We start from the raw sequence: 22,477 nt of genomic DNA, 5'->3' as shown, positions 1-22,477 counted from the left end.
CAGTCTGCCCACAGGTCACACGTTTGTGCAACCTGGGTGTTGCGTAAATGGGGTTTTTGCAAGGCGAGGTGTGCGGAAAGCCGCATCCGTCGGCGCCCCGGCGGGGCCTCAGCGGCCGACGGGCCCGGTAGTAGGCTTCGGGCATGGATCCCCGCAGGCTGCTCATCTTCGACACCGTTGTGAAGAACCACTCCATCGGCGCCGCCGCGCGCGAACTCGGCTGGACCCAGCCCGCCGTCTCCCAGCACCTGTCAGCGCTGGAGAAGGAGACGGGCATGCAGCTGCTGCTGCGCTCCTCCGGCGGCGTCACCCCCACCGAGGCGGGCACGCGCCTGGCGGTGCACGCGGCCCAGATCGCGAAGACGATGAAGGCGGCGACCACGGAGATGGAGGACATCGTGGCGCTGAAGAAGGGCCGGGTCCGCTTCACCACGTTCCCGTCGGCCGCGGCGGTGCTGCTGCCGCCCACGCTGGCGGAGATGACGGAGCGCCACCCCGGCATCGCCCTCAGCTTCAACGAGATGGAGCCGCCGGAGGCGATCGCGGGGATCGCGGCGAACACGATCGATGTGGCGATGATCTTCCGCTACCCCGACACGAAGCTCGACGACGAGGGCCGCCTGGAGTGGACCCCGATTCTGGAGGACCAGGTCCGGCTCGTGCTGCCGAAGGACCACCCTCTGGCCCAGAAGGAGCACCTGTCGCTGTCCGACTTCGCGGAGGACGAGTGGATCGCCGGCTGTGAGCGCTGCAGCGCGAACCTGATGTGTGCTGCGGATGCCGCCGGTTTCACGCCTCGCGTGCGCTACTCCACCGACGACTCCACCGTGGTGCAGCGTCTGATCGCGCACGGCACCGGCATCGCGCTGATGTCCGACGTCTCACTGGAGTCCGCCCCGAACCACGACGTGGTGGTGCGGACCGTGGACGGCGTGCCGCCCCGCACGATCGGCATCGTGAACCGCCCGGGCGCGATGAAGATCCCCGCGATCAGCGAATTCGCCGGCATCCTCTGCCACCAGGCCGCCCACCACGGCAGCGCCATCTCCCCCTGCAGCGGGCCCGCGTCACCGCTGGCCTGAGGGGCCGACGGGTTCCGCCTATCAGCCGGCGCGGACCGCGTCGGCGAGCAGCTCGATGATGTGGCGGTAGTCCTCGCCGGTGGCGCGGGACATGCCGATCTCGCAGGTGCGGTTGCAGGACGCGAACGCGCGGCTGCCGCGTGCAGTGCCGCTCCCCCGCGGTTCTGCGGCGTCGCGGTCATCAGCGGTGTCGACGCCTCGGCGCACCTCGGCGGCCTCGTCAGCGGTGGCGGCGTCCGTGAGCTCCGGGTGAAGCATGCCGCGGTCGCCCGCGAAGCCGCAGCACGACCACATCGCGGGCACCGTCACCGTGTCCGCAACGGCTTCGGCGACCTTGATGAGCGCAGGGTTCAGCCCCATCTGCGTGGAGGAGCAGGTGGGGTGCAGGACGATGTCATCCACCTGCGGCTGAAGCGCCGCACCGGTGGGGGCGGTCCCGTCGGCCCCGCTGCCCAGCAGGCGCGGCAGTGCTTCGCGGGCCACCAGCTCCACCGCATCCTCCACACGGAATCCCTGGTCGGCGAGCATGGAGGCGTAGCCCTCGGTGCAGCTGGAGGCGTCGGAAATGATCGGCAGATCGGCAGGGGCGCCGGCAGCGCTGAGCTCGCGCACCACGCGCCGCACGGCGCCGCTGACCCGGCGCTGCATCGCACCGACGCCCGCCGCGTACCCCTTCGACGTCCACGGGGTGGAGCAGCACAGCGTGTCGATGCCGTCCGGGATGACGACTCGCAGCCCCGCCCGCTCCAGGACCGTGCCGAGGGCGCCGGCCACGCCGTGCCGGTCCCGCTCGCCGCCACTGCAGCCGCCGTCACTGCAGCCACCGCCGCCGCAGCCGCCGCCGCAGCTGCTGCTGTCGCTGCAGCATCCGTCGGCCGGCCCGAACATGGAGGACACGCACGCCGGCAGGTAGATGCCCACGAGGTCCCCGTTGCTCGCGCCGAGGGTGCGGCCGAGCAGGTGGCGGGCGGCGCCGCCTCCGGGCAGGTCCGGGGTGTAGCGGGGCACCAGGTCGGCCCCGAGGACAGCGCGGCCGGCGCGTGAGAGACCCCCGGGGACCGACGGCGGCAGTGCCCCGGCGGCGTCCAGCGCACGGGCGGCGCCGCGGCTGACGGGCGCCCAGGCGCGGGCCGCCCCCGCCCACGCGGCGGCGTGGATCGGGTTCGCCTTCTCGCGGCGCAGGCGCTTCACGAGCGCCCCGGTGTCGATGCCGAGGGGGCAGGCGACGGCGCACATTCCGTCCACCGCGCAGGTCTGCACACCCTCGTAGTCGTAGTCGGCGCTGAGCTCCGCCACCGTGTCGAGGTCACCGCGGGCAAGCGCTGCTTCGGCGGCGCGGCGCACCACGATCCGCTGCCGCGGTGTGAGGGTGAGGTCCCGGCTGGGGCAGACGGGTTCGCAGTAGCCGCACTCCACGCAGCGGTCCACTTCGTCCTCCACCGGCGGGTTCAGTTTGATGTTCGCCATGTGCGCGTCGGCGTCGTCGCTGATGATGACGCCGGGGTTCATGATGCCGGCGGGGTCGATGAGGCGCTTGAGCTGCACCATGACGTCGTAGAGCTCGTCACCGTACTGGCGGCGCACGAACGGCGCCATCGCGCGACCGGTGCCGTGCTCGGCCTTGAGGTTGCCGCCGTGGGACAGCACGAGGTCCACCATGGACTCGGTGAACCGGTCGTAGCGGCCGAGCGCGTCATCGCCCTCGAAGCGGTCGGTGAGCATGAAGTGGATGTTGCCGTCCTTCGCGTGGCCGAAGATGACGCTGCTGCCGTAGCGGTGCTCGGCGAACAGGTCCTGCAGGTCAGCGCAGGTGTCCGCGAGGGAGGCGGGCGGCACCACGATGTCCTCCAGGAGGGCGGTGGTGCCGGTGGGGCGCGCACCGGCGACGGAGGCGTACAGCCCCTTCCTCAGCGCCCACGCGGACGCGCGGCCGACGGGGTCCTCACTGAACCGGACCTGATCCCGCAGCTCCTCGCCGGCGAGGATGCGGCTCGCGACGGACTGCTGCTCGGCGAGGGCCGCGGCGGTCTCGGCGCGGTATTCGATGAGCAGGGCGGCTTCGCCGTCGGGCCGGAACCCGGTGATCTCCGGCGGCGCATCCGCGAGCTCCTGGCCGACGGTGATCGAGGTCGAGTCCATCAGTTCGAGGGTGGCGGCGCCGGAGTCGACGAGCGCCGGCAGGGCGCGGGCGGCGGCGTCGAGGCTGGGGAACACGCCGAGGCCGGTGGTGACGAACGGGGGCACGCCGACGGTGCGGAAGGTGGCGTCGGCGACGAAGCCGAGGGTGCCTTCGGAGCCGATGATGAGCAGGCGGAGGATGTCGATGGGGTGCTCGGCGTCGAGGAAGGCGTTGATGCCGTAGCCCATCGTGTTCTTCAGCGCGAAGCGCTCCCGGATCGCTGCGACGGACGCCGGGTTCGAGCGGATCCGCTCGCGCAGGCGGAGCAGGCCGTCATGGATGTCGGGCTCCAGGTCGCGCAGGCGGCGGTCGGCGTGCGGGTCAGCGGTGTCGATCAGGGTGCCGGTGGGCAGCACGAGCCGCATCGATTCGAGGGTGCGGTATGTGTTCTGTTCGGTGCCGCAGGCCATGCCGCTGGAGTTGTTGGCGATGACACCGCCGATGGTGGCGGCGGCTTCGCTGGCCGGGTCGGGGCCGAGGCGGCGGTGGTAGCGGCGCAGGTGGTTGTTGACCTGGGCGATCGTCATGCCGGAGCCGGCGCGGACCCGCTCGCCGCCGTCGAGGACGTCGATGGTGCGGAAGCGCTGACGGACGTCGATGAGGATGCCGTCGGTGGAGGCCTGGCCGGAGAGGCTGGTGCCGCCGGAGCGGATCGTGACCGGGGTGCGGCTGGCGGTGGCGGCCGCGAGGATCCGGCCCACTTCGGGGGCGTCGGCGGCGGTGATGACGGCGCTGGGGGTGAGGAGGTAGTGGGAGGCGTCGCCGGCGCGGGCGGCGCGGTCGATGAGGCGGGTGGTGAGGCGCTTCGGGTCGCCGACGGCGTCGCGGATCGCGCCGGGCACTGTGCTGTGGTGGGTCATGGCTGCTCGATTCGGAGGGCGATGGGGGCGGGAATGCGGGCCGACGGGTTCGCGGCGCCGAATGGGCTCCCGCTCAGCGGCGGGGCGCCGCGCGTACCGGGGGTGATGGACCCGAGCACGGCGGCGCGGCCGGCGCCGGTGCAGGACGGCAGGGCGCCGGGCAGGCCGTGGACGGTGAAGAAGCCGAGCGCGGCGAACGCGAGCGCTTCCTTCGCGGCGGAGTCGAACCCGAGCTCGTCGCTGATGCGGACGTTCGATGCGGGAAGGTGCCGGCGGATCGCGGCGACGATCGCCGGGTTCCGGGTGCCGCCGCCGGACAGCACCACCAGGCCCGGCGCACCGGTGGTGTTCGCGCTGGTCAGCGCGCCGGCGAGGGTGCGCCCGGTCAGCTCCGTCAGGGTTGCGGCGAGGTCCTCGAGGCTGAGCTCATCCAGGTCGACCGGCGGGTCGGCGGCGCGGGCGCGCTCAGCGATGTAGCCCGGGTGGAACAGTTCCTTCCCTGTGGTCTTCGGGGCGGGCCGCTCGTAGAACCCGTCGGCCAGCAGCGCTTCGAGCAGGCGCGGGTGGGTGCTGCCGGCGAGCGCGAGCAGACCGTCGACGTCGGCGCTCTGACGGCCGCCGGTGCGGTCGTGGACGGCGGCGTCGAGGAGGGCGTTCGCGGGGCCGGTGTCGAAGGCGATGGGGTCGGCGCCGGGGCGCAGCACGGTGGCGTTGGCGATGCCGCCGAGGTTCACGGCGGCTGCGCTGCCGGCCGGTGCGGTCCCGTCGGCCTCGCCGGCCTGCAGGCCGTGCAGCCAGAGCACGTCGATGATCGAGACGAGTGGGGCGCCCTGGCCGCCGGCGGCGACGTCCCGCGAGCGCAGGTCGCTGACGGTGGTCAGGCCGGTGCGCTCCGCGATCCATGCCGCCTGCCCGAGCTGCAGGGTGCCGCGGACCCGACCGTCCTCGACCCAGTGGAAGAGGGTCTGGCCATGGGAGACGGCGAGGTCGGCGCGGCCGTCGCAGAGCTCGGTGTCGGCGCGGGCGGCGAGGTCGGCGAACGCCTGGCCGATGCGGGTGTCGAGTTCGCACACCGCGCCCATGCTGGTGGGATTCGGCGGGAGGGCGGCGGTGATGGCGCGGCGCAGGCCGGGTTCGTAGGGTGCGGAGACGAGGCCGAGGGGGCGGAGCACGAGGGTGGGTCCGGCTGCACCGTCCTCGAGATGGATCTGGGCTGCGGCGGCGTCGATCGCGTCATGGGACGTGCCGGACATCAGGCCGATGACGGTTGCGCTCACGGGCATCACACTGAACCACCTCACAACTGCATGGGGGAGCCGCAACAACAGAGGACTCCAGGGTAGGACCGACGACGCTGGCGTGAGGGCCCGGTCGACCGATCGATCAGACCCTCACGACCCGCCGGTCACTCGACGCTGATCTCGCCCATGGGGCCCCAGCCGTCGGACTCCACCTGGACCGATACGATCTGCGGAGTCGACGCCAGATAGGCGGGGAACTCCTCCTGCATTGCCTTGAAGTGTTCGGACTCGACATGAGGGGAGGCTCCCTCGTCGGTGAACGCTTCGATCAGAACGTACGTGTTGGGGTCCTTGACGCTGCGCGACCATTCGAACCACAGGTTCCCCGGTTCCTGCAGAGTCGCCTCGGTGAACTCCTCGGAGATTGAGGGCCAATTGTCCGCATGCTCCGGCTTGACCTCGAACTTCACATTGATAAGGATCATCGTCTTCCCTTTCCTGAACTGGTGGACTGCCTCGGACGATGTGCCCATCCTGGGCTGTGCCGCCCCTCGACTTCCACAGCTCTTCTCATCGCGCAAGAAGCCCTCAGCGCCGCTGCTCGTGGGCTAGCCTTGCGCAATGGCGGATCTTCAGGCGGCTCAGAACCCACCTCACGGACAGGTGGAGCGGACGTTCGCAATCCTCGAAGCTGTCGCGTCTCAGGGAAGCGCCTCCGCGAAGTCGATCGCGGAACGGACTTCCATCCCACTCCCAACGGTGTACCGGGCATGCAGCGAACTCATCGACCTCGGGTACATGGTGCATCTCCGCGCCGAAAGCAGGTTTGCGCTGGGCTACCGGCTGCACGTGCTGGCAAAGGGCCTCCACGACGATATCGGTGTGCCGCTCGCTGTCCGCCGAGAGGTGCGCAGCCTCCACAATGACCTCCATCTCGCCTGCTACCTGGCAGTCCATCGCGGCACCGATTTCGTCGTGGTCGACGTCGCCGACTCCGCTGACGCGCCCCGTCTGGGGAAGATGGGGTTCGGCTTCCATGAGAGTCCCCACGCGACGGCATTCGGAAAGATCGGCCTCGCATCCCTCTCCCACGACGAGCAGCACGAACGCGTGTCTGGGACTCCTCTTCAGCAGCACACCCCGAACACCAGGACCGATCCGAACGAGCTCCTTGAGGAGCTGGCGGCGATCAGCGAGAGCGGTGTTGCGTGGGAGCACGAAGAGTTCCAGCCAGGGATATCGTGTGCCGCTGCTGCGATTCGGGCAGGCGACGGACTGCTGATCGGGTCACTGGCGATATCGGCTCCGTCGGGTGCCTACGACGGGCGGCAGCGCCACATCGAATCACGGCTGCGTGCCTCCGCAGCGCGGGCCTCACGGGCGTACCGCCTGGGCGCGAACCGACTCTGACACTCCCGCGGAGGCTGATTCTCGTGCCCTGAGAACACCTCTTGAGCACCCAGACCCCTCTTCCTACTGTGGCGGCCATCACGTCACGACCTAAGGAGGGGTCATGCAGTCGAAGAAGACTGAAACCGGGAGAAGAGCAGGCCAACTCCCAGACGAAAAGGCCTATCTCACCCATCTGATCCGGGCCATTTTCCCGCATGACTCGGTGCCCATCACGGCGTATGAGCGGACCGCGGACATCGTTCTGCGGGAAGCCGCCGCGTCACCGTGGGCCGAAGTGAAGCTCCACCAAGGGCTGCGGTCGTTAGAAGCACTGTCCAACGGCACCTTCATCGACATGGAGCCCGACGAGGCACACCCGCTGCTCATGCAGATCCAGCACACACCGTTCTTCGGGTTCGTGCGGCAGAACGCCGTTGTGAACCTGTACGAGGACGAGGAGGTGTGGGCAACGCTCGGGTATGAAGGCCCCTCCTTCGACAAGGGCGGATACATCGACCGCGGCTTCAACGACCTCGATTGGCTGCCGGAACCTCGGATCGAGGAGTACGAAGGCGAGCCGTTGGCTCATGTCATTTCCCCAATCCCTGGCGCCAGCGGCGCCGCAGATGTCCGACCGGCTGCAGTACCCGTGGGGCAGAACCGACAGTCAGGACAGCCGAACCGGACCGGGAGGAGCGGGCAATGAAGAAGATCGAGCTCACAACCCCGTCGGTCGTCATCGTGGGTTCCGGAGCCGGTGGCGGCACCATGGCCTACGAACTGACACGAATGGGCATCGAATGCGTGCTGCTGGAGGCGGGCCCCTACCTGCACAACGAGGACTACGTGAACCTTGAGTGGGAAGCCTTCAACCAAATGGCGTGGACTGACCAGAGGACGACCTCCGGGTCGTGGCGCATCGCCAAGGACTTCCCCAACCTGCCCGCGTGGATCGTGAAGGCCGTCGGCGGGACCACCACTCACTGGTCGGGCGCGACACCGCGCTTCAAACCCCACGAGTTCAAGACCCGTTCCACCTACGGGCGAATCGACGGTGCGAATCTTCTCGACTGGCCCATCAGCTATGAGGATCTGGAGCCGTACTACACGCGTGCCGAGGACGCGATCGGATCCACACATCGCGGCGGGCGCCCGCCGCTGCCGGCGAACAACAACTACAAGGTGCTCGCCGGGGGTGCGGAGAAGGTGGGCTACAAGCACTACGCAACCGGTCCCTACGGCACCAACGCGGCACCCTACGACGGCCGGCCGGCGTCGATCCAGGATGGCTTCAACTTCCAGGGCGATAAGAACAAGTCGAAGTGGTCGACGATGGTGCGAGAGATCCCGCGTGCTGTCAAGACTGGAAAGCTCGATCTTCGCCCCAACTGCCATGTCGCCGAGCTGACCACGGACTCGAAGGGCCGAATCGAAGGGGTCCTCTACTTCGACGAAGACGGCAACCTGCAGCGTCAGGCAGCCGCCGTGGTCTGTGTAGCAGGCAACGCCATCGAAACCCCGCGTCTGCTTCTGCAGAGCGCAAATGCTCTGTTTCCGGACGGCCTTGCGAACTCCTCGGGGCAGCTCGGCCGCAATTACATGCGCCACCTGACGGGCAGCGTATACGCACAGTTCTCGAAGCCTGTGCACATGTACCGGGGTGAGACCATGGCTGGCCTGATCGCCGATGAATCCGTTCACAATCCCGGCCGCGGCTTCGCCGGCGGCTACTACATCGAAACAATCTCCTTGGGGCCGGCTTTCCTGGCCAGTTTCGCAGAGCCCGGAGCGTGGGGACGCAACTTCACGTCCATCCTCGACGGTTATGCGAGTACGGCTGGTTGCTGGCTGGTGGGTGAAGACATGCCGCAGGAGTCCAACGCGATCACGCTGAACCCCACTGTCAGCGACCAGTTCGGCCTGCCGGTCGCAAATGTGCATTACGACGATCATCCAAATGATCTAGCCATGCGCGAACATGCCTACAGCGCAGCGGAGGCCCTTTACGAAGCAGTGGGTTCGACATCGACTCATCGCACTCCGCCATACCCGTCCACACACAATCTCGGGACGTGCCGTATGAGTGAGCGTCCGGACGATGGTGTAGTCGATGCCTTCGGCCGGGCCCACGACATTCCGAACCTGTTCGTTTCCGACGGCTCGGTGTTCACAACCGGCGCCGCTGCCAATCCGACACTCACGATCGTCGCTTTGGCAATGCGCCAGGCCGAATACCTAGAGGAAGCGTTGCGCACCGGCACCGTGTAACCCCTTGCTCGATCTGGTCGGGCAATGAAGTGGCCCCGGCGCTATCCCCCTCAGCAGCGCCGGGGCCGTTTCCTCTCCCTCTGGCATCCATTCTTGCCGGGCCCGCGCACCGATGGCGATGGGCTCCGCAGACTGTGGATAACTGCCCACGTGGGACGATGGGGACATGTCGTCGCGATCCGTGAACCCGTCGGCCCCCTCCCCCACCCCGGAGGGCCCCGGCCGCATCACTCCTGCCCCCTTGCCGCTCGGGCGGCTGTGGGTCAAACCCGTCGCCCTGTTCCTCGTGTTCACGGCGATCGGCGTTCTGCTCACAGCCTCCTCTCACCCCGTCTACGGTGCGGTGATGCTGGCGTTCGGCGCATTCATGGCGTTCTGGACCTCACCGCTGCGGCGCGGCCTGCACGAACCGCTCACGCAGGCGCTGACGCGGCGCACCGACGGCCACGGCATCATCCTGTGGGCCCCGTCCAACAAGGGCTCCGCGCAGATGCAGGTGGCGCTGCGGTCCAACGACGACCGCTTCAGCTGGGTGAACGTGGTGCACGATGCGGACGCCCGCACCCTCACCGCCGAACTCGGCGGGCTCGATGCCCTTCCGATCGTGCTCGTGGGCGAGCGCACCCTCGTCCGCGCCACCTCCGGGGAGGCGATCGACGCCGTCGATGGTGTCGCTCCGAAGCACTGACCTGCGAAACCACGTGCAGCAGGCGACCTGCATCACATAGGATGGGCGGCCTGTGCGACATGAAGGAGAGCGATAGACGATGCGGCTGGCGATGCGACGACTCTGGATTCTGATCGCCCCCATCCGCATCCGGCTCATCCTGGGACTCATCGTCGCCCTCGGCTCCTCCGTGCTCGCCCTGATGATCCCGCAGGTGCTCGAGCAGATGGTCAACTCCGACCTGCACCCCGGCGGCCCCGCCTCCGTGGTGTGGACCGGCGGCGCGATCGTCCTCGCGCTCGGCACCCTCGAAGCGCTCCTGCTGTTCCTCCGCCGCATCTTCGTGATCGGCCCCGCCACCACGGTGGAGCGGGACCTGCGGGTCCGGCTGCACCGCAAGATCCAGGACATGCCGGTCGCCTTCCACGACCAGTGGGGCTCCGGGCAGCTGCTGTCCCGCGCGATGACCGACACCAACCTCATCCGCCGCTTCATCGCGTTCGGCATGATCATGGGCGTCACCACGATCGTCACCGTGGTGGTGGGCCTCGCCCTGCTGGTGAAGGCGAACTGGATCCTGGCGCTGATCTTCATCGCCGCCGCCGTGCCCGTCAGCATCTACTCCTACCGGTTCAGCCGCACCTTCTCGCAGCTGTCCCGCCAGTCGCAGGACCAGACCGGTGACCTCGCCACCACCATTGAGCAGTCCGTGCAGGGCATCCGCGTGCTCAAGGCGTTCGGCCGCGGCCCCACCGCGCTGGAGAGCTTCACCGCGCAGGCCGACGACCTCCGCCTCACCGAGGTCCGCAAAGCCACCGCCATCGCCCGCTTCGACATGGTCATGTTCACCCTGCCGGAGATCGCGACCGGTCTGTCCCTGCTGGTGGGCCTGCATCTGACGGCGTCGGGGCACATGAACGTGGGCCAGCTCGCCGCGTACTTCACCACCGCCGTCCTCGTCACCGGGCCCGTGCGGATGCTCGGCCAGCTGCTCGGCATGTTCGTCAACACCTCCACCGCCCTCGACCGCCACTTCGAGGTGATGGACGCCGAGAACACCATCACCTCGCCGGAGCCGGGGCAGGCGCAGCACCCGTCGGCCTCCCCCTCCCCCACTGCGCGCGGCGAAGTGGTCCTGCAGGACGTCCACTTCCGCTACGCCGACGCCCCCGACCGCATACCCGACATCATCGACGGCGCCAGCCTCACCATCCGCCCGAAGGAGACGATGGCGCTGGTCGGCATCACCGGGTCCGGCAAGTCCACCCTGCTGCAGCTCGTCGCCCGCCTGTACGACGTCACCGGAGGCGCCATCACCATCGACGGCACCGACCTGCGCGACCTCCAGCTCGAGGACCTCCACACCCGCACCGCCGTCGCATTCGAGGACGCCACCCTCTTCTCCGACTCCGTGCGGACCAACGTGCTCCTGGGGGCCGACGCCGCCCTCAGCGACCAGGAGCGCGAGGACCTGCTGCACCTCGCGCTCGACACCGCCGACGCCTCCTTCGCCTACGACCTGCCCGACGGTGTGGACACCGCGATCGGCGAGGAGGGCCTCAGCCTGTCCGGTGGGCAGCGGCAGCGCCTCGCCCTGGCCCGCGCCATCGCCGCCCGCCCCGAAGTCCTCCTCCTCGACGACCCCCTCAGCGCCCTCGACACCAAGACCGAAGAGCGCGTCACCGAGCGTCTGCGCGAGGTGCTGGATGAGACCACCACGCTGATCGTGGCGCACCGCACCTCCACCGTGGCGCTCGCCGACCGGGTCGCGCTGCTGGACGGCGGCCGAATCACCGCAGTCGGCACGCACGCGGAGCTGATGGAGACGTCCGAACGGTACCGGTACGTGATCGCGCACCAGCAGGAGGAGAACCGCCGCAACACCTCGGTGGACACCCTCACCGGCGAGATCGAAGCGATCAGCGGCGAGGCCGCGGAAGGGATGGAGGCACGATGAGCACCGCCGCGAACAGCACCTCCGCGAAGGGCAACGGCCTCGACGCCGACGGCGCCGTCCCCGTCACCGCGGAGGAGAACCGTGAGTCCCGCCGCCGCTCCATGCAGCTGCTGCGCGAACTCCTCGCCCCCGTGAAGCTGCAGTTCGTGCTCGTCGCGATCATGGTGGTGGCGGCGCAGATCGCCGTGGTCGCCGGGCCCGCCATCATCGCCTGGGGCATCGACAACGGCCTGCCTGCGCTCATGGAGGGCCGCTCCGGGCCGGCGCTCGCCGCCGCCGCGCTGCACGTGGCCGCGGCTGTCATCGCCGGTGCCCTCACCTTCGGGTACATCCGCCAGTCCACCGTGATCGGGCAGCAGATGCTGCTGGAGCTGCGACGCCGAGTGTTCCGGCACACGCAGCGCCTCAGCCTCGAGTTCCACGAGAGCTACACCTCGGGCCGGATCGTGTCCCGCCAGACTTCGGACATGGAGGCCCTGCGAGAACTCCTCGAATTCGGTGTGCCGATCCTCATCGGCTCCAGCCTGTCGATGGTCTTCACCGCCGTCTCGATCGTCTGGATGGACTGGGTGACCGGCGCCGTCATGCTCATCATGCTGATCCCGTGCGTGGCGGTCACCGTATGGTTCCAGCGGGCGTCCCGGGAGGCGTACCGCGCGATCCGCACCCATTCGGCGCGGCTGATCGTTCAGTTCGTGGAGGCGATGAACGGCATCCGCGCCGTGAAGGCGTTCCGCCGCGAAGAGGAGAACAACGAACGGTACGCGCAGCTCGCGGAGGACTACCGCGCCGCCACGGTCCGCTCCATCAACGTGTTCGGCATCTACCAGCCGTCCCTGCGGTGGCTGGCGAACCTCACCATCACCGCCGTGCTCGTGGTGGGCGGCCTGCGGGTGCTCTCCGGTGACCTGTCCGTCGGTGCTCTGCTGGCACTCGTCCTGTACTCCCGCCGCTTCTTCCAGCCGATCGACGAGATCGCCGGGTTCTACAACTCGTTCCAGTCCGCGGTGGCGGCGCTGGAGAAGATCGCATCGCTGCTGTGGGAGGAGCCGACCGTCAAGGACCCGCAGCCGGAGCGGGCGCGCCGCATCGAGCAGGGCCGCGGGGAGATCGACTTCCGCGATGCGTCCTTCCGCTACAGCGCCGACGGGCCCCTCGTGCTGCACCCGCTGGACCTTCACATCCCGGCCGGGCAGACCGTGGCGCTCGTGGGCCAGACCGGCGCCGGCAAGTCCACGATCGCGAAGCTGATCTCCCGCTTCTACGACGTCACCGGCGGCACCGTGGAGCTCGACGGCGTCGACCTGCGGGACATGACCGGCCTGGAGCTGACGCGGCACGTGGTGATGGTGACGCAGGAGGCGTACCTGTTCTCCGGCACCATCGCCGACAACATCGAACTGGGGCGCCCCGGCGCGAGCCGCGAGGACATCGAAGCGGCGGCCCGAGCCATCGGGGCGCACGAGTTCATCGAGGCGCTGCCCGACGGGTACGACACGGACGTCAACAAGCGCGGCGGGCGGGTGTCCGCGGGTCAGCGGCAGCTGATCTCGTTCGCTCGCGCGTTCCTCGCCGACCCGAGCGTGCTGATCCTCGATGAGGCGACCAGTTCACTGGACATCCCATCGGAGCGGATGGTGCAGGAGGGGCTCACGCGCCTGCTCGGCAACCGGACCGCGCTGATCATCGCGCACCGCCTGTCCACCGTGATGATCGCCGACCGCGTGCTCGTGCTGCACGACGGCCGCGTGGTCGAGGACGGCTCCCCCGCCGAGCTCGTGGACGCCGGCGGTCGCTTCGCCGCGCTGCACGAGGCGTGGCAGGCGTCGCTGTAGATTCTGAGCAGAAGCGGATCAGAGCACGGTGACGAGAGCTCGATGGCCGGGGGCTGCGAGCTTTCGGTCGCACGTCAGCAGCCGCGCATCGAGCGCCTCGGCCAGCGCCACATACGACGCATCGTAGGTAGTGAACTGGTGCCTCAGCTCCCAGACGCGTGGAGCGGTCACGGCGAACGGATGGCGCGTGACCGAAAGATCACTCATGACTGCCCACGCTTGTTCAGCCGACTCTGCTGTGATCCGACGCCCCCGTTCCAAGCCTCGCAGGACGCTCATCACCTCGATGTCGAGAAGCTGCGGGGCGTGGAGGTCGGACGCGAGGACGTCGGACCACCACGTTCTGTCGGCTTCCCCGACCAGCATCTCGACGATGGCAGACGCATCGAGAACGGCTATGGGCGGCACTTGTGCAGCTCGCTCAGAATCTCGTCTCGTGTCGGGGCGCTCGACCTCGAGATGGAATCAAGACGTGCCATGAGTTCGTCCTTCGATGGCCGAGCAGCCACTGCGGTCAGTTCGTCCACCACATACGCGGACAGGGACTGACCACTAAGAGCCGCACGCTTCTTGAGAACTGCGGAAACGTGGGGAGGCACATCCCGGATGTACAGAGTGGACATACCTGCATGCTAGCAGTGTGCAAGCATCCTCGCCAGACCCCTGCTCAGAATCCCTGCGGCTGCACGAAGTCCTTCGGCTTCACCAGCACCACCGGGCACGGCGCCTCCATGACCACGCGCTGCGAGGTGGAGCCCACGAGGATCTTGCCGATCGGGGTGCGCTTGCGGATGCCCATCACCACAAGGTCCACGGCGTCGTCGCGGACGGCGCGGAGGATGTCGTCGGCGGGGTCGTCACGGCGCGGCACGGTCCGGATGGTGTACTCCAGGCCGGTCTCATCGAGCCGCTCGGTGAGGGGGCGGCGGTCGGTGACGGCGCGGTCCTTGCGGGCCACACCGCTGGATTCGGAGGCGAGGACCAGCAGCGCACCGCCGTGGGCGGCGGCTTCGGCGACTGCGTACTCGAAGGCGGCTTCGCTGGTGGCGGAGGGGACGTAGGCGAGCAGGATCTTCATCGGGTCATTCCTTGCCGATCTCATCAGGGTTGTGGAAGCGGGTGCGGCGGGCGCGCACAGCACCGTTGTACAGGTAGGTGATCACGTACAGCACGAGACCCACGCCCAGCAGGCCCGCGGCGATCGTGTAGTTCTTCGGGTCCTGCGCCCACGGCCCCACGAGGAACCCGGCGGTCACTGCGCCGAGCACCGCCATCACGGTGGGGGTGGTGAAGTGCTTGTGGTCCACGCAGTCCCGGCGCAGCACCAGCACCGCAATGTTCACCAGGCAGAACACGGCGAGCAGCAGCAGGGCGGTGGTGCCGCCGAGCGCGGCAATGGTGTCCTCGGCGAACACGAAGCGGACCGCGAGGATGAGGCCCACGCCGAGCACGGTGGAGAAGATGATCGCGCTCCACGGGGAGCGGCGGGTCTTCAGCACGCCGCGCAGGAAGCCCGGGAGCACGCCCTGGCGGGCCATGCCGTACAGCAGGCGCGACGCCATCATCATGTTGATCAGGACGGTGTTGGCAACAGCGAAGATCGAGATGAACGGGAAGATGTCGTCGATCGGCAGGCCGGGGGCGCCGTGGTGCACCACTTCCAGCAGCGGGGTGTCGGACTCGGTGAGGGGGCCGATCGGCACCACGGCGACCGTGGTGATGGACACCAGCACGTACACCACGCCGGTGATGGACAGGCCCGCCAGCAGCATCTTCGGGAAGGTGCTGGGGGCGTCCTTCACCTCTTCGGCCATGTTGACGGAGTCCTCGAAGCCGACCATGGAGAAGAACGCGAGGGCGGTGGCGCCGATGGTCGCCATGAACAGGGACTTGTCGTTCTGCGATTCGAACAGGACCACGCGGGAGAGGTCGGCGTTGCCCTGCCCGATGGCGAGGAAGCCGACTCCCAGCACCAGCGCCAGGCCGGACAGTTCGATGACGGTCAGCACCACGTTCGCCTTCACCGATTCGCTCACGCCGTACAGGTTGATCAGCGCCACGAGGCTGATGAACACAACCGCGATGACGGTGACGAGGGTGGAGGCGGAGGCTTCGCTCATCGACGTGTCGAGGTGGAACGCGGCGAGGAAGTTCTTCGCGAGGAACACGGAGCTGGTGGCGGCGGAGGTGATGCCGGAGGAGAGCACCGCGAACGTCACCATGAAGGTGAGGAAGTGGATGCCGAACGCCTTGTGGACGTAGAGCGCTGCGCCGGCGGCCTGCGGGTACTTCGTGACCATCTCGAGGTAGGAGAAGGCGGTCAGCAGTGCGACGCCGAACGCGATGATGATGGGGATCCAGCCGGCGCCGCCCACCTGGCCGGCGACCTTGCCCGTCAGGGAGTAGACGCCGGTGCCGAGGATGTCGCCGACGATGAACAGGAGCAGCAGCTTCGGGCCGATGGCCTTCTTCAGCTCGCCGCCGCCGTGCTCGGGCGCAGTGGTCGCGCCGCTGGCGGCATTCGGGGTGCTGCCGGCGCCGCTGGTGGGGGTTGCGGAGGACATGAGTGGCCTTCCTCGTGATCGGCGCCCGAGGGCATCGGGTGCTTCCAGTGGAACCGGCACACTCTACACCGGTGGGTGACCCATATCATCTCCCAGACCGCCGTCCACGGGGTACCGGACAGCTCCGGGCGGACGCCCCTGCCCGACCCAGGAGGTGGGGCATAGAGTGGCGCCATGGCAGACCTTCCCGACGACGTGAACATCTCACTGCCCGACACTCCGCGCGCCGCGGTCGAGCAGCTGATCGCCCTGGACACCACTTCGCGCGACGGCAACGTGCCCGCGATCGAACTCCTCCAACGGTGGCTCAGCGACCACGGCGTGATCACGCACGTGCTGCGTGAGGACGACGGCATCAACGCGAACCTCATCGGCGTCATCCCCTCCCGCCACCAGGCCGGCGGGGCCGACGGAGGCCAGGAATCCGTCGGCGCCCTCCTCCCCGAGCGCGCCCTCACCCCCAGCGACCAGCTCTCCCGCGACCTCATCGGGGAGCTGTCCGGGGTCGGCAAGGGCGGCGTGGACCGCCTCGACTCCCCCACCGACGGCGCCACCAGCGCGAACCCGTCGGCCGACGGGGCCACCAGCTCCGCCGACGCAGCCGAGGCACCCGCTGCCGGTGAGCGCCGCGGCGTCCTCATCGCCGGCCACGCCGACTGCGTGCCCGTGGACGGCCAGGACTGGGACTCCGACCCCTTCACCGCCACCGAGCGCGACGGCCTCCTCTACGGCCGCGGCACCTGCGACATGAAGTCCTACCTCGCCGTGTTCGCCCAGATGGCCGGCCGCTTCCAGGCCGCTGACCTCGACGAACCCGTCATCTTCGCCGCCACGTGGGAGGAGGAGACCACCTGCAACGGCGCCCGAGAACTCGTCAAGCAGCTCGACGCCCTCGGCATCCACCCGCGCGTCGCCTTCGTCGGCGAGCCGACCATGATGACCGCGATCGCCTCCCACAAGTCCATGAACTCCTTCCAGGCGACCTTCCACGGCATCGCCGCCCACTCGTCCCTGCTGCCGCGCGGCCTCAACGCCATCCGCTACGCCGGCGAATTCATCACCTGGTACCACCGCGAGGTCATCGACCGCCTCGTCGAGGAGGGCCCCAGCGACGACGCGTTCCCCGTCCCCCACACCACGGGCGGCGTCAACGTGGTCGACGCCGGCATCGCCGGCAACACCGTCCCCGACCACGCGCACCTCACGTTCGAGTTCCGCGCCCTTCCCAGCGTCGACGTCCCCGCCGTGGTCCGCGACATCCAGGCGAAGATCGACGAGCTCGACACCGCCATGAAGGCCGCGGTCCCCGACGATCCCGCGGACCCGTCGGCCGCGAAGAAGGTGGGCGCGCAGCTGACCATCAACTCCCTCCTCTACCCCCTGGACGCCGCCCCCGACGGCCCCGCCGCCACCCTCGCGAAGACGCTGGGCCGCGACGTCCAGGCCGAGAAGGTCACCTACGGCACCGAATCCGGGATCTACGAGCACGCCGGCATGAGCGCCGTGGTCATCGGCCCCGGTGACATCGCCCAGGCGCACGGTGCCAACGAATTCGTCTCTCTCGACCAGCTCGAGGCCTGCGAGGACTTCTTCGCCGCCCTCCTCACCCACCTGGAGACCGCGCAGTGAACACTCCCGACAAGCCCCTCGCCGGCGAACCCCACAAAGTCCCCCACCGCATCCTCGAGCGCGGCACCTACCGCGAGTACTCCCGCGTGGAGAACATCCTCACGAAGGAATCCGCCGGCGGCATCGCCCTGATGATCGCGACCCTCATCGCGCTGATCCTCGCCAACGCCGGCTTCAACGACTTCTACACCTCCCTCGCTCAGACCGAAGTCGGATTCGAGACCCCCTGGCTGGACCTGAAGCTGTCCCTCGCCCACTGGGCGGCCGACGGACTCCTCGCCGTCTTCTTCTTCCTCACCGGCCTGGAGCTGAAGCAGGAGTTCGTCACCGGTGACCTCAACGACCCCGGCAAGGCGCTCGTGCCGATGTTCGCCGCCGCCGGCGGCGTGGCCGTCCCCGCCGTCATCTACACGCTCATCAACCTGATGGGCCCGGCCGAAGCACGGGGCGGCTGGGCGATCCCCGCCGCCACCGACATCGCGTTCGCGGTCGCCGTCCTCACCCTCATCGGTTCGAAGCTGCCCGCAGCGCTGCGCACCTTCCTGCTGACCCTCGCCGTGGTGGACGACCTCATCGCCATCATCATCATCGCGGTCTTCTACGCCACCGACCTCCACCTGGTGTACCTGCTGATCGCGGTGCCGTTCATCGCCCTGTACTGGTTCATCGCCCACAAGGGCGAGGCCCTGTTCAAACGGTCCTACGGCGCCGCCTGGTACCTGCTGCTGCCGCTGGGCATCATCGTGTGGATCCTGTTCTACAACTCCGGCATCCACGCCACCATCGCCGGCGTGGTCCTCGCGTTCATGGTGCCGGTGCGCCCGCGCTCCATCTACGGCAAGCAGTTCTCCCTCGCCGAGACGTTCGAGCACCGCTTCCGCCCCTTCTCCACGGGCGTCGCCGTGCCGGTGTTCGCGTTCTTCAGCGCGGGCGTCGCCGTGGGCGGCCTCAGCGGCCTGGTCGAGGCATGGTCCACCACCGTGGCGCTCGGCATCATCGTGGGCCTCGTGTTCGGCAAGATGATCGGCATCACCGGCACCACGTTCCTCGTCACCCGCTTCAAGGGCGCGAACCTCGACTCCGACATCAAGTGGATCGACATGATCGGCATGTCCGCGGTGGCCGGCATCGGCTTCACCGTGTCCCTGCTGGTGGCGGAGCTGTCCTTTGACCCGGAGAGCATCCTCCACGCCGACGCGAAGGTCGGCGTCCTCACCGCATCCGTGCTCGCCGCGGTCGTGGCTGCGATCATCCTGGTGCCCCGCAACCGCAAGTACAAGGCGATCGCTGAGCGGGAGAAGGAGGACCTCAACGAGGACTCCATCCCGGACGTCTTCGCGGACGACACCGGTGCCGGCACCGGCTCCAGCCGCGTCCCGCCGTACGCCGAAGGTGAGCCCGGCACCGGCGCTGGGGAGAAGTTCGGCTCCACCGACCCCCGCGCCGACTGACCCGGCGCGGGGTCCCGGGGCCGTCAGCCCCGGCTGGCGCGCGGCCCCCGTCGGCTCCCGCCGCCGCGCCGCCGCGCCGCCGCGCCGCCGCCGCCACAGAATTCGACGGATGTTCGCTATTCAGCCCGAATAAGGAACATCCGTCGAATTCTGTTGGTGCTCAGTGAACAGTTCGCCCCAGCCAACGCGGAATCCGTCGGCCAACCAGCTTCAGCCGGGCCCGTTCCCGGTCGGCCCGAGGCACCCCAGCTAGCCCGAAGCTCCCCTGACGGCTCGGGACTCTCCAGCCAGTCCGGTCACCTGCGCTGACCCGACTTCCACCCCAATCGGCGCAGCTCTTCTCCCACCAAGCGAACGGCCCCGCAGTCCGCGAGCGCAGCCCGGACCTCTGCGTCTGTCTGACCGGGCACGCTGAGCGGAAGATCGTCGTAGAAGATGTGCACATCGGTGAAGCCCGCGCGTCGCAGCCTCGCTGACCGTGCCTGGTCCCGAGAAGCGGCACCACTCGCGAAGTGCTTGATGCCGTCGTACTCCCCGACCAGTTTGAACTCCCGCCAGAGGAAATCGGGGCGTGCCCAGATCCGGCCGTTGGCATCATGCATCGGCTCTCCGACCTCCGGGGCAGGGATCCTCCCGCATGCGAACGCGAGCCGTGTCCTGGTCTCTTGGACGGAGTCGACACCGACCCTGATCAACGGCAGAGCGTTTCTCGCCAGTGCGACACCGCGAAGCGCGGCGCACTGGGAGACGGTCTCGGCGAGCGTCAACGGCGACTCAATGGGTCCGCGACCGTAGCGCTCATCAGCCCGGTGGAAGGGGATGCGCACCAGGTGATCGCCGACGGCGACCCGCCAATCCCACGGCAGATCCGGGCAGATCTGGATCCACAGACGCGCCGGCGTGAGCATCGGAACAAACGAATATCCGCGCACCCCAGGCCCATCGGTTCTGGCAGTGCGCGCTTGAAAACCGGTTGGCCCCGATCCGGTGCCGGCTGTTCCCGATCGTTGGACTATGGACGAACTGAGCCGCGACAGGTCACCCAGCGCCGGCACGCGCGGTATCCGCCACGCCTTTCGATCAGCCCCGTGGACGAGCGAATGATCCCAGGTCACCAGAGGGGTGCTCCGGCGACGATTACCCGGGGCGTCGCTGAGGTGCACTGGCTGCCCGGGCTCCCAGGTGTTCAGCCAGGTCGGCAGCGGGATGCCGTGGAGGCGCGCAGCACTCAACCCCGACACCGTGCTGCCCGGGAACTTCCTCACCAGCGCAGCTGCCATCATCGCTTCCGTCACCTCGAGGTCACGGTGTGCGTAGAGGCCCTGCCCGAATCGGAGTATGTCCCTCGCCCTGAGACGCGCCCTCGACACGCCGCACGCTGCTGCATCGGCCGCAAGGAACACGGTCCGATGAAGCAGTGGGGGCAGCGGGGCTGAGTGGCGGGCCATGTTTCGACCTTCGTACCGGCCGACGGATTCCGCGACCGCCCAGGGTGCGCTGGGGGTAACCGTCGGTCCACAGTCGCCAACCGAGGCCCCGCCGCGAGCTCAGCCCAGCCCACAGAAGTTGTTGGATGTTCGCTATTCGGCCCGAATTCTGCCCATATATCGAATTCTGTGGGGGAAGTGCGGCGGGCCGGGGCGGCGGCCGACGGAGCCGGGCGGGGCCGGGCGCGCCGACGGGTCGGGCGCCGTCCGACCCCCTCGCTGCAGTGGCGCCCGTCACATGGGGACGCGCGGCGCCTAGGTCGAAGCGCGGCCGGCGTGACAAGGTGGACTGCGGTGTGCCGGGAAGTCTGGTCGGCGAATGACGATGTTCGCTGACCCCGAAAGGACTCCTATGGCCCCCTCACCCGCAGCCCCGAACGGCTCCGAGCCCAGCAGCCCTGAGCCCAGCCGCCCCGCGCCCAGCAGCACCCAGCAGAGCAGCGCCGCGCCCAGCAGCCCTGAGCTGAACAGCCCCAGCGCCGACGGCACGGAGCCGGTTGCCTCGACCCCGCGGCGTCGGGCGATCCTGGAGCGCGGCACCTACCGCGAATACTCCCGCATCGAAAAGGTCCTCACGCGTGAGGCGACCGGCGGCGGCATCCTCGTGCTCGCCACGATCATCGCGCTGATCCTCGCCAACTCCGCCGCGGCGGACGCCTACTTCGCCCTGCGCGACACTCACCTCGGCTTCGAACTGTTCGGGCTCGACCTCAACCTCTCCATCGGCCACTGGGCGGCCGACGGCCTCCTCGCGATCTTCTTCTTCATGGTGGGCCTCGAGCTGAAGATGGAGTTCATTCAGGGCGACCTGCGGGACCCCGGGAAGGCGCTTGTGCCCGTCGCCGCCGCGGTCGGTGGTGTCGCGGTTCCGGCGCTGATCTTCTTCACGATCAACCTCGCCGGCCCCAGTGGCGCAACGAATGGCTGGGCGATCCCGGCGGCCACTGATATCGCGTTCGCTGTTGCGGTACTGGCGATCGTGGGTTCGAAGCTCCCGTCGGCCCTCAGGACGTTCCTGCTGACCCTCGCGATCATGGACGACCTGCTCGCGATCGTGATCATCGCCGTGTTCTACTCCGATGATCTGCAGCTCGGGTACCTGGCGATCGCGCTGATCCCGCTGGCGCTGTACCGCCTGATCGCGCAGAAGGCGGAGACGCTGTTCAAGAAGTCGTACGGTGCGGCGTGGTTCGTGCTGCTGCCGCTCGGCGCCGTTGTGTGGGCGCTGTTCTACAACTCCGGCATCCACGCCACGATCGCGGGTGTGGTCCTCGCGTTCATGGTGCCGGTGACGGTGCGCTCCCACCTCGGCAGGGAGTACTCGCTGGCGAAGACCTTCGAGCACCGCTTCGCACCGCTGTCCTCCGGGTTCGCGGTGCCGGTGTTCGCGTTCTTCAGCGCCGGTGTGGCAGTCGGCGGTCTCAGCGGCCTCCTCGACGCCTGGACCGGCACCATCGCCCTCGGTGTGATGGCGGGTCTGGTGGCCGGCAAGATCATCGGGATCGTCGGCACAACGTTCCTCATCACCCGTCTGAAGCGGGCGAATCTGGATCCGGCGATCGCATGGATCGACCTGATCGGCATGGCGGCGCTCGCCGGCATCGGCTTCACCGTGTCGCTGCTGATCGCGGAGCTCAGCTTCCCGTCGGATCCGTCCATGCAGGATGCGGCGAAGGTGGGCGTTCTGACGGCGTCGGTGCTGGCGGCGATCGTCGGGTCGGCGATCCTCCTGCCCCGCAGCCGCCACTACGCGAAGATCGCGGAGGAGGAGTCGGTGGATGCGAACCAGGACGGCATCCCCGACGTGTTCAGCGACGACACCGGCCGACAGGGCTGAACACGTCGGAACCGGAAGCGCCGGTGAG

The 22,477-nt window shown here is 68.7% G+C and carries 17 protein-coding genes; 10 read left to right on the top strand and 7 right to left on the bottom strand.

Annotated features, from left to right (window positions below; all coding sequences use genetic code 11):
- Window positions 1–143: 143 nt before the first annotated feature.
- A complete protein-coding gene (locus R3I40_RS10955) occupies window positions 144–1,082 on the top strand; it encodes a LysR family transcriptional regulator (protein WP_239375636.1) in 939 nt (312 codons plus the stop codon).
- 21 nt (window positions 1,083–1,103) lie between these two features.
- Here R3I40_RS10955 and R3I40_RS10950 read toward each other — a convergent pair whose 3' ends face one another.
- The 3 genes from R3I40_RS10950 to R3I40_RS10940 form a co-directional block, all read right to left on the bottom strand.
- Window positions 1,104–4,121, bottom strand: coding sequence for an FAD-binding and (Fe-S)-binding domain-containing protein (locus R3I40_RS10950; RefSeq protein WP_285261992.1), 3,018 nt, complete (start codon window positions 4,119–4,121; stop codon window positions 1,104–1,106).
- Entirely contained in the window at window positions 4,118–5,398 is a 1,281-nt protein-coding gene (locus R3I40_RS10945) for an anhydro-N-acetylmuramic acid kinase (RefSeq protein WP_285261993.1), read from the bottom strand. The genes R3I40_RS10950 and R3I40_RS10945 overlap by 4 nt, the downstream gene beginning before the upstream one ends.
- A 128-nt stretch (window positions 5,399–5,526) precedes the next feature.
- Window positions 5,527–5,847 carry a putative quinol monooxygenase gene (locus R3I40_RS10940; RefSeq protein WP_259922391.1) on the bottom strand — a complete coding sequence of 107 codons (321 nt, stop codon included), beginning with the start codon at window positions 5,845–5,847 and terminating at the stop codon, window positions 5,527–5,529.
- Between the two features lie 178 nt (window positions 5,848–6,025).
- Here R3I40_RS10940 and R3I40_RS10935 point away from each other — a divergent pair, with 178 nt between their 5' ends.
- The 6 genes from R3I40_RS10935 (at window position 6,026) to R3I40_RS10910 (ending at window position 13,481) form a co-directional block, all read left to right on the top strand.
- Window positions 6,026–6,772 carry an IclR family transcriptional regulator gene (locus R3I40_RS10935; RefSeq protein ID WP_317700003.1) on the top strand — a complete coding sequence of 249 codons (747 nt, stop codon included), beginning with the start codon at window positions 6,026–6,028 and terminating at the stop codon, window positions 6,770–6,772.
- A 103-nt stretch (window positions 6,773–6,875) separates the two neighbouring features.
- Window positions 6,876–7,460 carry a hypothetical protein gene (locus tag R3I40_RS10930; RefSeq protein ID WP_239375640.1) on the top strand — a complete coding sequence of 195 codons (585 nt, stop codon included), beginning with the start codon at window positions 6,876–6,878 and terminating at the stop codon, window positions 7,458–7,460.
- A complete protein-coding gene (locus R3I40_RS10925; protein WP_285261994.1) occupies window positions 7,457–9,022 on the top strand; it encodes a GMC family oxidoreductase in 1,566 nt (521 codons plus the stop codon). The genes R3I40_RS10930 and R3I40_RS10925 overlap by 4 nt, the downstream gene beginning before the upstream one ends.
- Before the next feature lie 166 nt (window positions 9,023–9,188).
- On the top strand, window positions 9,189–9,710 hold the full coding sequence (locus R3I40_RS10920) for a hypothetical protein (RefSeq protein WP_285261995.1): 522 nt from the start codon (window positions 9,189–9,191) through the stop codon (window positions 9,708–9,710).
- A gap of 79 nt (window positions 9,711–9,789) precedes the next feature.
- Window positions 9,790–11,646: an ABC transporter ATP-binding protein gene (locus R3I40_RS10915; RefSeq protein ID WP_285261996.1), complete on the top strand. Its 1,857-nt coding sequence runs from the start codon at window positions 9,790–9,792 to the stop codon at window positions 11,644–11,646.
- Window positions 11,643–13,481 (top strand): ABC transporter ATP-binding protein, encoded by a 1,839-nt coding sequence (locus tag R3I40_RS10910; RefSeq protein ID WP_183376708.1) that lies wholly within the window; start codon window positions 11,643–11,645, stop codon window positions 13,479–13,481. The genes R3I40_RS10915 and R3I40_RS10910 overlap by 4 nt, the downstream gene beginning before the upstream one ends.
- Before the next feature lie 18 nt (window positions 13,482–13,499).
- Here the strand turns inward: R3I40_RS10910 and R3I40_RS10905 are convergent, their stop codons facing one another.
- The 3 genes from R3I40_RS10905 to R3I40_RS10895 form a co-directional block, all read right to left on the bottom strand.
- Window positions 13,500–13,889, bottom strand: a complete 390-nt coding sequence (locus R3I40_RS10905) for a type II toxin-antitoxin system VapC family toxin (RefSeq protein ID WP_285261997.1) — start codon at window positions 13,887–13,889, stop codon at window positions 13,500–13,502.
- A gap of 259 nt (window positions 13,890–14,148) precedes the next feature.
- Complete coding sequence (locus tag R3I40_RS10900; RefSeq protein WP_285261998.1) at window positions 14,149–14,559, bottom strand: universal stress protein; 411 nt, start codon at window positions 14,557–14,559, stop codon at window positions 14,149–14,151.
- Window positions 14,560–14,563: 4 nt separating this feature from the next.
- Window positions 14,564–16,045 carry an APC family permease gene (locus R3I40_RS10895; protein WP_285261999.1) on the bottom strand — a complete coding sequence of 494 codons (1,482 nt, stop codon included), beginning with the start codon at window positions 16,043–16,045 and terminating at the stop codon, window positions 14,564–14,566.
- A gap of 174 nt (window positions 16,046–16,219) precedes the next feature.
- Here R3I40_RS10895 and R3I40_RS10890 point away from each other — a divergent pair, with 174 nt between their 5' ends.
- On the top strand, window positions 16,220–17,674 hold the full coding sequence (locus R3I40_RS10890; protein WP_285262000.1) for a M20/M25/M40 family metallo-hydrolase: 1,455 nt from the start codon (window positions 16,220–16,222) through the stop codon (window positions 17,672–17,674).
- Window positions 17,671–19,125 carry a Na+/H+ antiporter NhaA gene (gene nhaA, locus R3I40_RS10885; RefSeq protein ID WP_285262001.1) on the top strand — a complete coding sequence of 485 codons (1,455 nt, stop codon included), beginning with the start codon at window positions 17,671–17,673 and terminating at the stop codon, window positions 19,123–19,125. Before R3I40_RS10890 ends, nhaA (R3I40_RS10885) begins: the two co-directional genes overlap by 4 nt.
- Before the next feature lie 296 nt (window positions 19,126–19,421).
- On the opposite strand, the gene R3I40_RS10880 is transcribed toward nhaA (R3I40_RS10885), so the two are convergent.
- Window positions 19,422–20,405: a putative endonuclease domain-containing protein gene (locus R3I40_RS10880; protein WP_285261654.1), complete on the bottom strand. Its 984-nt coding sequence runs from the start codon at window positions 20,403–20,405 to the stop codon at window positions 19,422–19,424.
- Between the two features lie 559 nt (window positions 20,406–20,964).
- Here R3I40_RS10880 and nhaA (R3I40_RS10875) point away from each other — a divergent pair.
- The gene (gene nhaA, locus R3I40_RS10875) at window positions 20,965–22,449 is read left to right on the top strand and encodes a Na+/H+ antiporter NhaA (RefSeq protein WP_259922376.1); all 1,485 of its coding nucleotides are present in this window, start codon (window positions 20,965–20,967) and stop codon (window positions 22,447–22,449) included.
- Window positions 22,450–22,477 lie beyond the last annotated feature (28 nt).

The sequence above is a fragment of the Helcobacillus massiliensis genome, assembly GCF_033106145.1.
GTDB classification, from domain to species: domain Bacteria; phylum Actinomycetota; class Actinomycetes; order Actinomycetales; family Dermabacteraceae; genus Helcobacillus; species Helcobacillus massiliensis.
Note: the sequence above shows the minus strand (reverse complement) of the source record. Positions and strands in the feature narration are given on the sequence as shown.

Coding starts and splice junctions, on each gene's coding strand:
- R3I40_RS10955 (WP_239375636.1), top strand. CDS start 144: ATGGATCCCCGCAGGCTGCTCATCTTCGACACCGTTGTGAAGAACCAC.
- R3I40_RS10950 (WP_285261992.1), bottom strand. CDS start 4,121: ATGACCCACCACAGCACAGTGCCCGGCGCGATCCGCGACGCCGTCGGC.
- R3I40_RS10940 (WP_259922391.1), bottom strand. CDS start 5,847: ATGATCCTTATCAATGTGAAGTTCGAGGTCAAGCCGGAGCATGCGGAC.
- R3I40_RS10930 (WP_239375640.1), top strand. CDS start 6,876: ATGCAGTCGAAGAAGACTGAAACCGGGAGAAGAGCAGGCCAACTCCCA.
- R3I40_RS10925 (WP_285261994.1), top strand. CDS start 7,457: ATGAAGAAGATCGAGCTCACAACCCCGTCGGTCGTCATCGTGGGTTCC.
- R3I40_RS10920 (WP_285261995.1), top strand. CDS start 9,189: ATGTCGTCGCGATCCGTGAACCCGTCGGCCCCCTCCCCCACCCCGGAG.
- R3I40_RS10915 (WP_285261996.1), top strand. CDS start 9,790: ATGCGGCTGGCGATGCGACGACTCTGGATTCTGATCGCCCCCATCCGC.
- R3I40_RS10910 (WP_183376708.1), top strand. CDS start 11,643: ATGAGCACCGCCGCGAACAGCACCTCCGCGAAGGGCAACGGCCTCGAC.
- R3I40_RS10900 (WP_285261998.1), bottom strand. CDS start 14,559: ATGAAGATCCTGCTCGCCTACGTCCCCTCCGCCACCAGCGAAGCCGCC.
- R3I40_RS10895 (WP_285261999.1), bottom strand. CDS start 16,045: ATGTCCTCCGCAACCCCCACCAGCGGCGCCGGCAGCACCCCGAATGCC.
- R3I40_RS10890 (WP_285262000.1), top strand. CDS start 16,220: ATGGCAGACCTTCCCGACGACGTGAACATCTCACTGCCCGACACTCCG.
- R3I40_RS10880 (WP_285261654.1), bottom strand. CDS start 20,405: ATGGCAGCTGCGCTGGTGAGGAAGTTCCCGGGCAGCACGGTGTCGGGG.
- nhaA (WP_259922376.1), top strand. CDS start 20,965: ATGGCCCCCTCACCCGCAGCCCCGAACGGCTCCGAGCCCAGCAGCCCT.